Origin of the sequence: Pseudooceanicola sp. HF7 (genome assembly GCF_011806405.1) — a bacterium.
Taxonomy (GTDB): Bacteria; Pseudomonadota; Alphaproteobacteria; order Rhodobacterales; family Rhodobacteraceae; genus Pseudooceanicola.
On sequence record NZ_JAATOW010000001.1, the window covers coordinates 56,688 to 69,369 of the forward strand.

Consider the following 12,682-nt stretch of genomic DNA (forward strand, 5'->3'; position numbering starts at 1 on the left):
TGGCGGAAAATTCCCCGGGGCCCGCTTCATTCATCGAAGCGTGTTTTCGTGGACGTCATGTCAGAACGCGCTAGGGTCTATGTGGGGACGCAAGAAAATTGTGCAGCACCGCAGGAAAGCGATTTGCATTTCGGAGCTTTACGCCGAAGCGCTCTCGCATCCGGGCAACGGCTCTGCAACGATCCGGGTAAAAGAGCCCGACGGCCGAATGCCGGAGGGGACAGGACTGAGGGTGGACATGGTCGAACGGAAGTTCTTTGACGAAATGGGGCCGGATGAAGCGCAGGTGCGCGCCCCCTATGCCGAATATGCCAATTGGTTCGAAGGAGAGGATCCCCGTTCACTGCTGAAGAAATCCGCCGAGGCAGAGACCTTCTTTCGACGCGTCGGGATCACCTTCAACGTCTACGGACAGAAGGAAGCGCAGGAACGGCTGATCCCCTTCGACATCGTGCCGCGCATCATCGCCGCCCAGGAATGGCGCCAGCTGGAAAAGGGCATCGAACAGCGGGTGCGCGCGCTCAACGCTTTCCTGGCCGATATCTACAACAAGCAGGAAATCCTGCGCGCCGGGCGGCTGCCCGAACATATCATCGCCCAGAACGAGGCCTTCCTGCCCCAGATGATGGGCATGACGCCCCCGGGCGGAGTCTACACCCATATCGTGGGCACCGACCTGGTGCGCACCGGGGAAAACGAATTCTACGTGCTGGAAGACAACGCGCGCACGCCCTCCGGCGTCTCCTATATGCTGGAGAACCGCGAAACCATGCTGCGCATGTTCCCAGAGCTCTTCACCCGCATGAAGGTCAAGCCGGTCTCCAGCTACCCCGCGGAACTGCGGCGCTCGCTCTCGGCCTGCGCACCGCCGAACTTCGATGGCGACAAGCCCTCGCTCGCGGTGCTGACACCGGGTATCCACAACTCGGCCTATTTCGAACACAGCTTCCTGGCCGACCAGATGGGCGCCGAGCTGGTCGAGGCCAGCGACCTCAAGGTCATCGACGGCCGGGTGCAGATGCGCACCACCCGCGGCTACCGGCAGCTCGACGTGGTCTACCGGCGCGTGGATGACGAATTCCTCGATCCGCTCAGCTTCAACCCGGACAGCCTGCTGGGCGTGCCCGGCATCATGGATGTCTACCGCGCCGGCAACATCACCATCGCCAATGCGCCCGGCACCGGCATCGCGGACGACAAGGCGCTCTATTCCTACATGCCCGACATCGTCGAATTCTACACCGGCGAAAAGGCGATCCTGAAGAACGTGCCCACCTGGCGCTGTTCCGAAGGTGACAGCCTGAAATACGTGCTCGACAACCTCAGCGACCTGGTCGTGAAGGAAGTGCACGGCTCTGGCGGCTACGGGATGCTGGTGGGGCCCGCGGCCTCCAAGAAGGAGCTGGCCGATTTCGAGGCCAAGCTGCGCAGCAATCCGGACAATTACGTGGCCCAGCCGACGCTGGCTCTGTCGACCGTCCCGATCATGACCAAGAAGGGTCTGGCCCCGCGCCACGTGGACCTGCGCCCCTATGTGCTGGTCTCACCGGGGCGGGTGCATATCACGCCGGGCGGGCTGACGCGCGTCGCACTGAAGGAGGGCTCGCTTGTGGTGAACTCCTCACAGGGTGGCGGCACGAAAGATACTTGGGTTCTGGGGGACTGATCAGACATGCTGGGACGTACAGCCGGCGGACTCTTCTGGATGTTCCGCTATCTCGAAAGAAGCGAAAACACGGCGCGGCTGCTCGATACGGGCTTCCGCATCGCGCTCACGGGGTCGGAGAACTCCAGTGAAAGCGAATGGGAAAGCATCGTCACCACGGCGGGCGGGCGAGAGGCCTTCGTCCAGAAATGGGGCGATTTCGACCAGGCCAACGTGACCAACTTCCTGCTGCGGGACCGGGACAATTCCTCTTCGGTGCTCTCTTGCATCGAAGCGGCGCGCTCCAACGGGCGCATGGTACGCACCGCGCTCAGCTCCGAAGTCTGGGAAGCGGTGAACGAAGCCTGGATGACCCTGAAGGAACAGCTGGAAAAGCCGGTCTCGGTCAAGAACCTGGCAGAGGTGCTGACCTCCATCCGGCAGCATTCCAGCCTGGTGCGCGGTGCGCTGCACGGCACCATGCTGCGCAACGACATCTACGATTTCTCGCGCCTTGGCACCTTCATCGAACGGGCCGACAACACCGCGCGGATCCTCGATGTGAAATACTACGTGCTGCTGCCCTCGGCCGCCCATGTGGGCGGGTCGATGGACAACATGCAGTGGGAAACCATCCTGCGCTCGGTCTCGGCCTTCCGCAGTTTCCGCTGGCTGCACGAAGGCGACGTCAAGCCCAAGGCCATCGCGGATTTCCTGATCCTTGATCGCCGGATGCCGCGCAGCCTGGCCTATTGCCTGTCCCAGATCACCGGCAACCTCACCTACCTGTCGCGCGGCTCGGAGGAAGAGCTCAAGAGCCTCGCTCTGGCCAACCAGCTGGACGCCCGGCTGAACGGCCGCGATATCGACGACGTCTTCGAAGAGGGCCTGCACGAATTCCTCAAGGAGGCGATCAACCAGACCGCCAACCTGGCCAGCCAGATACAGGATGATTTCCGCTTTTACGGTTAAGGATAAATCTAGGACCCATGCGCCTCAGCATCACCCATACAACGACCTATTCCTATGACCGCCCGGTCTCTTACGCATTGCTGCAACTGCGCCTGACGCCGCGCAACGGCGCCGGCCAGAAGGTGATCTCCTGGCAAAGCTCCGTGTCCGGGGCAAGCCCGCAGGTCCAGTACGAAGACCACTTTCGCAACGTGACAGAGCTGGTTCAGATGGATCCCGAAGGGACCACCATCACGATCCTCTCCCAGGGCGAGGTCGAGGTCGAGAACCTCAATGGCGTGATCGGTGCGGGCACCGGGCTGGCCCCGCTCTGGCTGTTCAAGCGGCCCACGGCGGCGACCAAACCGGGCAACACGATCCGCAAGCTGGCCAGCTCCGTGAAAGAGGCCTTTGCCGCCGATCCGCTGGACGGGATGCACAAGCTCTCTGACGCGGTCAGCAAGGCGGTGCGCTATACCACCGGCTCCACCAATGTGACCACCAGCGCCGAAGAGGCCGCCAAGGCCGGGGTCGGCGTCTGCCAGGACCAGGCCCATGTGATGATCGCCGCCGCCCGCCACCTGGGCGCGCCCGCACGCTATGTCTCGGGCTACCTGCTGATGGACGGGCTGAACCAGCAGGAAGCCACCCACGGCTGGTGCGAGATCTGGATCATGGGCCTTGGCTGGGTCGGCTTCGACGTCGCGAACGAGATCTGCCCGGATGACCGTTACGTCCGCGTGGCCCTGGGCCGCGACTATGGCGAAGCAGCACCGGTTCACGGACTTCGGCAGGGTGACGCGGAAGAAGAGCTTTACGTTTCAGTGCAAGTTCAGCAATAGGCACTCCTTGTCGGGCTTTTAGACCCGTGAGTCGAAACCGGAGCGCCTTGAGATGACCTATTGCGTGGGCATGCAGACCGAACGCGGCATTCTCTTCATGTCCGACACCCGGACCAATTCGGGCGTCGACAACATCTCCACCTTCCGCAAGATGTTCCACTTCGAAGTGCCGGGCGAACGCTGCATCACCCTGATGACGGCGGGCAACCTGGCCACGACGCAGGCGGTGATCTCCATCCTGCAGGAACGCGGCAAGAGCCCCGAGGAACGCTCCCCCGACATCGAACGCGCGCCCTCCATGTTCCAGGTCGCCCGCATTGTCGGCCAGACCCTGCGCGAGGTGATCGCGGAACATGACGGCGAAGGGCAGACCGCCAGTTCGACCTTCAACGCGACGATCCTGCTGGGCGGGCAGATCAAGGACGGCGAACCGCGCCTCTACCTGATCTATCCCGAAGGAAACTTTATCGAGGCCAGCGACGACACGCCCTTCTTCCAGATCGGCGAAACCAAGTATGGCCGCCCGATCCTGATCCGCGCCTATGAGCCCTCCATGTCCTTCGAGGAAGCGGTGAAGCTGCTGCTGGTCTCCTTCGACAGCACGATCAAGGCCAACCTCTCGGTCGCGCTGCCGCTGGATTACCACATCTACGAGAACGGCAGCTGCACCAAGGGCCGCATTGGCCGGGTCGAACCCGAAGATCCCTATTTCCAGGAGATCTCCTCGGGCTGGGGCGTGGCCCTGCGCGACGCCTTCTCCAACCTGCCGCCCTTCACCTTCGACTGACCCCGCCTGTCGGGCAGGGCAGGGCGCCGGTCAGCCTGGCCGGCGGCCCCCATGTCGCGTTCCGCGCAGGCCCAAGCCAGCACACCCGCCCGCGCAGCGCTGCGGCGCATCAATGCGCCAGGGGTGCCCGGTCAGCGCATGTATATTCCATGAATTCCGGGGCTTAGCCTCCGCGCCCCCACCGCACCGGCCCGCGCCTACACCCGCCTTGGCCCGCCACGAGTCGCTTTTCATCGCCGACCTGTCGCCCAAGTGGTATCCATTCGCCCAATTATTAATCAATAACCGCGAAATCTGCCTGTTATGCAGGCATACGCCCGGAAAAGGAGAGCCGCGCAGGGGGCTGTCTCCTCTCCCGATATGAAAAGCGCCGCGTTGCGGCAAAGTGCCTAGCGTACCTGTAACGGGATCGTGACACGGGCCGGGCAGGGGCAACAGGGAAGGCGCGGCGAAGAGCAAAAGGGAAGCTCCCGCTGCCGCGCGCATGTAACTCGAAAGCTGCACGGCTTGGTCCTGGGGAGGATGAAATGACGTTTTGCCAATCCTTCTGGCCGGGCCCGAGCGGCCTCATGAAGGGATAACTTTTCCAATGTCGAAATTTCTGAAAACGATGCTGGGCGCAGCGGCTGGCTCGCTGGTCATCTCCGGCGCGGCCGTCGCGCAGGACGACACGATCAAGGTCGGCGTCCTTCACTCGCTCTCCGGCTCCATGGCCATTTCAGAGACGACCCTCAAGGATGTCATGCTGATGCTCATCGAAGAGCAGAACGCCAAGGGCGGTGTCCTGGGCAAGCAGCTTGAAGCCGTCGTCGTCGACCCGGCCTCCGACTGGCCGCTCTTTGCCGAAAAGGCGCGTGAGCTGATCACCGTCTCCGATGTCGACGTGATGTTCGGCTGCTGGACCTCCGTCAGCCGCAAATCCGTCCTGCCCGTGATCGAAGAGCTGAACGGCCTGCTCTTCTACCCGGTGCAATACGAGGGCGAGGAATCCTCCTATAACGTCTTCTACACCGGCGCCGCACCGAACCAGCAGGCGATCCCGGCGGTGGATTACTTCCTCGAAGAGCTCGGCGTTGAGAAATTCGCGCTGCTGGGCACGGACTACGTCTATCCCCGCACCACGAACAACATCCTGAACGCCTACCTGCAGGACAAGGGCATCGCGGAAGAGGACATCTTCGTCAACTACACCCCCTTCGGCCACTCTGACTGGTCCACCATCGTCTCCGACGTGGTCGAACTGGGTGCGGACGGCAAGAAGGTCGGCGTGATCTCCACGATCAACGGCGATGCCAACGTCGGCTTCTACAAGGAACTCGCAGCCCAGGATATCTCGGCTGACGACATCCCCGTCGTCGCCTTCTCCGTGGGCGAGGAAGAGCTCTCCGGCCTGGATACCTCCAACCTCGTGGGGCACCTGGCCGCCTGGAACTACTTCCAGTCCGCCGACACGCCCGAGAACGAGGAATTCATCGCCGCCTGGAAGGAATTCGCGGGCGAAGAGCGCGTGACCAACGACCCGATGGAAGCCCATTACATCGGCTTCAACATGTGGGTGAACGCGGTTGAGGAAGCCGGCACCACCGATACCGACGCCGTAATCGAGGCAATGGTTGGCCAGACCTTCCCGAACCTCACGGGCGGCACGGCTGAAATGCTGCCGAACCACCACCTGACCAAGCCGGTGCTCATCGGTGAGATCCTGGAAGACGGCCAGTTCGACATCATCTCCGAAACCGATCCGGTTCCGGGCGATGCATGGACCGACTTCCTGCCGGAATCCGCGGTGCTCAAGTCCGACTGGGTCGAACTGGACTGCGGCATGTACAACACCGACACCGAGACCTGCGTCCAGCGCGAGTCCAACTACTGATCGACACCGGGATCCGGGGGGCCTGATGCGCGCCCCGGATCCCGCCCGATCCCCGCCTGGAGAGGGGGCGCTTCCCCCGCCCGGCGCTTTCTTCGGAACCACTTATTCCGCTTGCAGGATCTTATGATCAAAAGATTTTTTTTGGGTCTGACCCTCGTCCTCGGCACCGCATTGCCCGCGATCTCCACCGCCCAGGATGCAAGGTCCATTCAGCCGATCCTCCAGGACAACGCAGAGCTTCTTCTGGAAAGCTCGCGCCGGACGATCCAGCCCGCCATTGACGCCATCGCCGGCTCCGGGCTGCCCCAGGCGGTCTTCGTGCTGGAAACCTGGGCCAACCGCGACATGCAGATGCGCGAGGCCGATGGCACCTTCGTCAAGCTCACCCGCGATGGCGCCACCTACGCAGTGACGGACCTGGATTCCGGCGCGGTGATCGAAACGCTGGAGGATGACGACGGCTTCGAACAGCTGCGCCCCAATTCCGGCATCCGCGCCCTGATCGCCGTGGCGCTGGTGCAGTTCCAGCTGTCCGATCCCGATCCGGCCAAGCGTAGCGACGCGCTGGATGCAATCGAACGCAACGGAGAGGCCTCTCACCTGGCGCCGCTGCGCGCCTCCATCGCCGGCGAACCCGATCCCGCCATCAAGGCGCGCAAGGAACGGCTGGAAACCCTGCTGACCATCCGCTTCGATGAAGATCCCGCGGCCCGTATCGCGGCCATCGAAAGCGTCTCCGGCAGCCTCGACGTGACCGTGCGCGCCACGCTGAACCCGCTGGTCGCCACCACGATCCATGCCGGTACGGATATCCCGGCCAACCGCAATATCGCGCGGGAACTCAAGCCCGGCTCCGAGGCGCTCAGCCGCGTCGATGCCTATGCGCTGCTGGTCGACGAAGACCTTGCGCCGCCGCTTCTGGATGACAGCGATCTGCGCAACTCCCTGGCGGAGAACATCGTCGGCGATGCCGTGGGCGGCGTGCCCGTGGCAGAGCTGGACAGCCCGCAGGCCCGCACCCGCGCCTATGCCGCGTTGGTCAGCCAGGGCCTGGCCCAGCCCGCCGCCACCGAAGCCGAGATTGACGAGATCATCGACGACTTCGTCTATTACGCCACCTATGCCGAAGCCGATGCCAGCGTCACCGACGCGGCAGAGGACGCGCTGTCGGCCATCGATTTCAAGGTCGGTCTGAACCGCTTCATCGACCTGGTGCTGGATGCGCTCTCGCTTGGCTCGATCTACTTCCTTGCCGCCATCGGCCTGGCCATCACCTTCGGCGTCATGGGCGTGATCAACATGGCCCATGGCGAATTCATCATGATGGGCGCCTATACCGGCTACGTGGTGCAGCAGGTGATCCCGAATTACACCGTGTCGATCCTTGTCGCGATCCCGATGGCCTTTGCCGTCACCTTCGCCGCCGGGGTGGCGCTGGAACGGCTGGTGATCCGCTACCTCTATTCCCGCCCGCTCGAGACGCTGCTGGCCACCTTCGGCATCTCCATCGCGCTGCAGCAGCTGGCCAAGAACATCTTCGGCACCCAGGCGCGTCCGCTGACCTCGCCGGAATGGTTGGACGGCTCGCTGATCATCAACGACGTGGTGGGGATCTCCTATATCCGGATCGCCATCTTCGTGCTGGCGCTGATCTTCCTGGCGGTCTTCCTCTTCATCATGAAGAAGACGCGGCTGGGCCTGGAAACCCGCGCGGTGACCCAGAACCCGAAGATGGCCGCCTCCATGGGGATCAACCCCGAGTGGGTGAACATGCTGACCTTCGGCCTTGGCTCCGGCATTGCCGGCGTCGCGGGCGTGGCCATCGGGCTTTATGCCAAGGTGACCTCCGAACTGGGCCAGGACTATATCGTGCAGAGCTTCATGACCGTGGTCGTGGGCGGGGTCGGCAATATCTGGGGCACGCTGCTGGGGGCCACGATGATCGGCTTCCTGCAAAAGGGGATCGAATTCTTCAACCCCTCCAACACCCTGGCCGCACAGACCTACATGATCATCTTCATCATCATCTTCATCCAGTTCCGCCCTCGGGGCATCATCGCCCTCAAGGGCCGCGCAGCAGGAGACTGACCCATGATTATCCGTGGCAACCCCGCCAACCTCGATCGCCCGCCGATGCCCGTCGTCCAGGGCGGCAAATCCACCAACGTGACGCGGGACGATTGACCCTTTCCGTGTTCCAGCGCAGCGACAAGGCATCCCCGGGGGGCCGCGCGCCCCTTTCCAGCTCCGCCCCAAAGGCCAGGACATGAAGAACACCTTTATCTATCGAAACCCCTCGATCCTGATCTTCCTCGCCTGCCTGGCGATCTTCACCCTTGGCGTGACGCTGTTGTCCGAGGCGATGGGCACCGCCTTCCTGTCGACCTCCTTCGTCAAGACCCTGGGCAAGACGCTGTGCCTGTGCCTGATCGCCGTGGCGATGGACCTGGTCTGGGGCTACTGCGGGATCCTCAGCCTGGGGCATTTCGCCTTCTTTGGACTGGGCGGCTACATGATCGGCATGTGGCTGATGTATGAACGCACGCGCCTGATCATCGTGGACTCCATGGCCGCCGCGACCATCCCGCCGACCCCGCAGGAGGTAACGGATGCCATCGGGGGCCAGATCTTCGGCGTTGTCGGATCTTCCGAGTTTCCCCTGATCTGGACCTTCGCCCATTCGCTGACCCTTCAGCTGGCGATGGTGGTGATCGTGCCCGGCCTGCTGGCGCTGGTCTTCGGCTGGCTGGCCTTCCGCTCACGCGTGACCGGGGTGTACCTGTCGATCCTGACCCAGGCCATGACGCTGGCGCTCTCGCTCTACCTCTTCCAGAACGAAAGCGGGCTGCGCGGCAACAACGGCCTCTCGGGCCTGCAGAACCTGCCGGGGGTAGAGGCCAGCCAGGCCTTCGTGTCGATCTGGTTCTTCTGGGCCTCGGCCTTCGCACTTGGCGCGGGCTACCTGCTCTGTGCCTGGGTGGTCTCGGGCAAGTTCGGCTCCGTCGTGCGCGGCATCCGCGATGACGAGGCCCGCGTGCGCTTCCTTGGCTACTCGGTCGAAGGCTACAAGCTCTTCATCTTCACCTTCACCGCCATCATCGCCGGCGTGGCGGGTGCGCTTTACTACCCGCAGGCGGGGATCATCAACCCGGGCGAGGTCGCGCCCATCGCCTCGATCTACCTGGCGGTCTGGGTCGCCATCGGCGGGCGCGGGCGGCTTTACGGGGCGGTGATCGGCGCCGCGCTCGTCTCGCTCATCTCGACCTGGTTCACCGGTGGGCTGGTGCCCTCGGTGCCGCTGGGCTTTTACACCATCGACTGGGTGGACTGGTGGCTGGTGCTGCTGGGGCTCAGCTTTGTGCTGGTCACGCTCTTTGCACCCAAGGGCATCGGCGGGCTGTTCGATTACTTCGGTCATCGCCTGGCGCCCGAGCGCCACGGCGCGGACTACGGGCCTGACAAGGGGTTCCTGCGGCAAGAGGAGGGTCAGGACTGATGGCCACGCTACTTGAGGTCTCCGGCATCTCCGTCACCTTCGACGGCTACAGGGCCATCCGCAACCTGTCCTTCTCCATCGGGGAACGGGAGCTGCGCGCGATCATCGGGCCTAACGGCGCGGGCAAGACCACCTTCATGGATATCGTCACCGGCAAGACCAAGCCCGACGAGGGCCGCGTGATCTGGGGCGAGATGTCGCGCAACCTGCTGAAGATGAACGAGGCAAAGATCGCCCAGGCGGGCCTGGGCCGCAAGTTCCAGCGCCCCACGGTCTTCGAGGACCAGACGGTAGAGGACAACCTGATGATGGCGCTGAAGAACCCGCGCGGGGCCTTTCCCTGCCTGTTCTTCCGCCCCGCCTTCAAGGACCGCGCCAAGGTGGAGGAGCTTGCCTCCGAGGTTGGCCTGTCCGACGCGCTGTCCCGCAAGTCGGGCGAGCTGTCCCACGGCCAGAAGCAATGGCTGGAAATCGGCATGCTGCTGGCCCAGGAACCCCGGCTGATGCTGGTGGATGAACCGGCCGCCGGCATGACCCTGGCGGAACGCGAACATACCACCGACCTGCTGGTGAACCTCGCCAAGACCCGCGCGGTCGTGGTGGTGGAACACGACATGGAGTTCGTCCGCCGCCTGAACTGCAAGGTCACCGTGCTGCACGAAGGCTCTGTCCTGGCAGAGGGCAGCCTGGATCATGTCACCAAGGACCCGCGGGTCATCGAAGTCTATCTGGGGCGCTGAGCATGCTGAACGTTGAAGGCCTGACATTGCATTACGGCCAGAGCCAGATCCTGAACGGGATCGACCTGGAGGCGCACACGGGGCAGGTCACCTGCATCATGGGCACGAACGGGGTGGGCAAGACATCGCTGCTGAAGGCGATCTCTGGCACGCATCCGCGCTCGGCTGGGACCATGCGGCTGGACGGCGAGGACCTGGGACGGATGCCGGCGCACCAGCTGGCCCACAAGGGCATCGGCTACGTGCCGCAGGGGCGGATGATCTTTCCGCTGCTGACGGTGGAAGAGAACATGCAGACGGCCTTTGCCTGCCTGCCGAAGTCCGAGCACCACATCCCCGACGAGATCTACGAGCTTTTCCCGATCCTGAAGGACTTCCTGCATCGGCGCGGCGGGGACCTGTCCGGTGGCCAGCAGCAGCAGCTGGCGATTGCCCGGGCGATGCTGACCAAGCCCAAGCTTCTGCTGCTGGACGAGCCGACCGAGGGCATCCAGCCCAATATCATCCAGCAGATCGGCCGGGTGATCGAATACCTGCGCGACAAGGGCGACATGGCGATCATCCTGGTCGAGCAGTATTTCGAATTCGCCTATGCGCTGGCGGACCGTTTCTACGTGATGCGGCGCGGGGCGGTGACGGCCTCGGGCACCAAGAGCGATCTGACCAAGGAAGAGCTGATGGCGGAAGTGTCTGTCTGAGCACCTTGGCTGACAGGGCAGAAGGGGGGCGCCGCCCCCCTCGCGCTGGCGCGCTCACCCCCTGAAGTATTTCCGGCCAGATGAAGGGGATCAGCTTTCGATCCAGATGGTGATCGGACCGTCATTGGTGAGGGTGACCTGCATGTCGGCGCCGAAGCGGCCGGTTTCGACCGGCAGTCCCTCGGCGGCGAGGGCGCGGGCGAAGTGTTCGTAGAGCGCGCGGCCTTCCTCGGGCGGGGCGGCGCTGGAAAAGCCGGGCCGGTTGCCGCGCGAGGTATCGGCGGCCAGGGTGAACTGGCTGACCACCAGGGCGGAGCCGCCGACATCCCTGATCGAGAGGTTCATCTTGCCCGCCGCATCCTCGAAGATGCGCTGCTTGGCGATCCGGGTGGCCAGTTTCTCGGCCTCTGCGGTGGTATCGCCGCGCATGGCGCAGACCAGGATCATCAGACCCTTGCCGCAGCGCCCCACGACTTGCTGGTCGATGGCGACCTCGGCCCCCGTCACCCTTTGCAATAGTGCCCGCATCCCTGTCTCCGTTCTCTGGCTGGTTCTTGGGGCAGGCTAGGGCGGAGCGCGGGGCGGGGCAAGCAACTGGCCGGCCTAGCTGGGGCCGCCGCCCATGAGCTCCTGGGCGATGGTCTGCACCATGGGGCGGGCCTCTGGCAGGGACATGCCGGGCGAGAGGCGGGGATCGTAGAGCATCTTCAGCATCAGCTCGTCCTGGCTGGTGAGCAGGGCGAATTCCATGTCGTCGTTGAAGATCGAGGGGCGTGCGGTGCTGTCGTTGCGCAGGCCAAGCCCCTGAGCCAGTTCCTCGTGGATGCAGGCCATGCGCATCAGGGGGGGATGTTCGGCGCGGATGATCGCCACCGCCTGGTCGTAGACCTCGCTGCCGGGGGCGGCAAAGCCCAGCACCAGGCAATGCACGCCGATGGGCAGGTTGCGCAGCTGGCGTTCGGTGGCAGCGGGCAGGGCGGGGAAACGGGTCTTGAGGTCCGCGATGGCGGCGGGGCGATCGGCCTCGTCCAGGATCAGGACCAGGAAGTTGGCCTCCGTGCGGCTCATGCGGATGTCATGGCCGGTCAGCTTGTTCAGCCGCTCCACGTAATGGGCGACGGCCTTGCGATCGCGCGCCTGCACGGCTTTCGGAACCGCCTCTCCGAAGCGGAGGGAGACGCGCACGGGCACCGTCCAGCGACGCAGGAGGTCGGCCTTGTCCGCGCCGACGAGATGTTCGTCGTGAAAGGCCACCTTCTCGAAATTGCGCACCAGGTCCTGGGTGTCGAAAGTGGAATCCGGGCCGCCGCCATCGACCCGCAGCAACCCGCGCACCAGCGCATCCTCCTGCTGGCGGGCGTAATAGGCCAGCAAGACCTTGTCCCGATGGGCGTTGGGATCGACCGTCACCCGTGGGGCGGGGGGTACGGGGCGGGGCGCCTCACTGGGGGCGAGATCGGAGCCGAGGATCCCCTCGCAGCCAGCAAGGGCCAAGAGCAGCACGAGCGGCAGGGCGCGCCGGGCTGCGTGACGCCAGCCTGAGGCCACCTGGACCATACCCGCCTTGACCATGGGCCTGCCCGGATGACCGGGCCAGGGAAGCCGCCGCCCTTTTTGCATGATCGTCTTTCATCCATCCTCTTTGCTGCG

General features: G+C 64.1%; 11 protein-coding genes. 9 read left to right on the top strand and 2 right to left on the bottom strand.

What is annotated here, in order from left to right; genetic code table 11:
* Positions 1–238 precede the first annotated feature (238 nt).
* The 9 genes from HCZ97_RS00245 to urtE all read left to right on the top strand — a co-directional run bounded on the left by HCZ97_RS00245 (position 239) and on the right by urtE (position 11,032).
* Positions 239–1,666: a circularly permuted type 2 ATP-grasp protein gene (locus tag HCZ97_RS00245; protein ID WP_167686649.1), complete on the top strand. Its 1,428-nt coding sequence runs from the start codon at positions 239–241 to the stop codon at positions 1,664–1,666.
* A 6-nt stretch (positions 1,667–1,672) separates the two neighbouring features.
* Positions 1,673–2,617 carry an alpha-E domain-containing protein gene (locus HCZ97_RS00250; RefSeq protein WP_167686650.1) on the top strand — a complete coding sequence of 315 codons (945 nt, stop codon included), beginning with the start codon at positions 1,673–1,675 and terminating at the stop codon, positions 2,615–2,617.
* A 17-nt stretch (positions 2,618–2,634) separates the two neighbouring features.
* On the top strand, positions 2,635–3,438 hold the full coding sequence (locus HCZ97_RS00255; protein WP_167686651.1) for a transglutaminase family protein: 804 nt from the start codon (positions 2,635–2,637) through the stop codon (positions 3,436–3,438).
* Between the two features lie 52 nt (positions 3,439–3,490).
* A complete protein-coding gene (locus HCZ97_RS00260; protein ID WP_167686652.1) occupies positions 3,491–4,225 on the top strand; it encodes a proteasome-type protease in 735 nt (244 codons plus the stop codon).
* 610 nt (positions 4,226–4,835) lie between these two features.
* Positions 4,836–6,098 (top strand): urea ABC transporter substrate-binding protein, encoded by a 1,263-nt coding sequence (gene urtA / locus HCZ97_RS00265; protein WP_254871279.1) that lies wholly within the window; start codon positions 4,836–4,838, stop codon positions 6,096–6,098.
* A 123-nt stretch (positions 6,099–6,221) separates the two neighbouring features.
* On the top strand, positions 6,222–8,186 hold the full coding sequence (urtB, locus tag HCZ97_RS00270; RefSeq protein WP_167686654.1) for an urea ABC transporter permease subunit UrtB: 1,965 nt from the start codon (positions 6,222–6,224) through the stop codon (positions 8,184–8,186).
* A gap of 178 nt (positions 8,187–8,364) precedes the next feature.
* Entirely contained in the window at positions 8,365–9,594 is a 1,230-nt protein-coding gene (gene urtC / locus HCZ97_RS00275) for an urea ABC transporter permease subunit UrtC (RefSeq protein ID WP_167686655.1), read from the top strand.
* Positions 9,594–10,334, top strand: a complete 741-nt coding sequence (urtD, locus tag HCZ97_RS00280; RefSeq protein WP_167686656.1) for an urea ABC transporter ATP-binding protein UrtD — start codon at positions 9,594–9,596, stop codon at positions 10,332–10,334. Before urtC ends, urtD begins: the two co-directional genes overlap by 1 nt.
* A 2-nt stretch (positions 10,335–10,336) precedes the next feature.
* A complete protein-coding gene (gene urtE / locus HCZ97_RS00285; protein ID WP_167686657.1) occupies positions 10,337–11,032 on the top strand; it encodes an urea ABC transporter ATP-binding subunit UrtE in 696 nt (231 codons plus the stop codon).
* A 90-nt stretch (positions 11,033–11,122) separates the two neighbouring features.
* On the opposite strand, the gene dtd is transcribed toward urtE, so the two are convergent.
* Entirely contained in the window at positions 11,123–11,560 is a 438-nt protein-coding gene (dtd, locus tag HCZ97_RS00290) for a D-aminoacyl-tRNA deacylase (protein ID WP_167686658.1), read from the bottom strand.
* A 75-nt stretch (positions 11,561–11,635) separates the two neighbouring features.
* Complete coding sequence (locus tag HCZ97_RS00295) at positions 11,636–12,604, bottom strand: DUF2927 domain-containing protein (protein WP_254871261.1); 969 nt, start codon at positions 12,602–12,604, stop codon at positions 11,636–11,638.
* Positions 12,605–12,682: the final 78 nt, after the last annotated feature.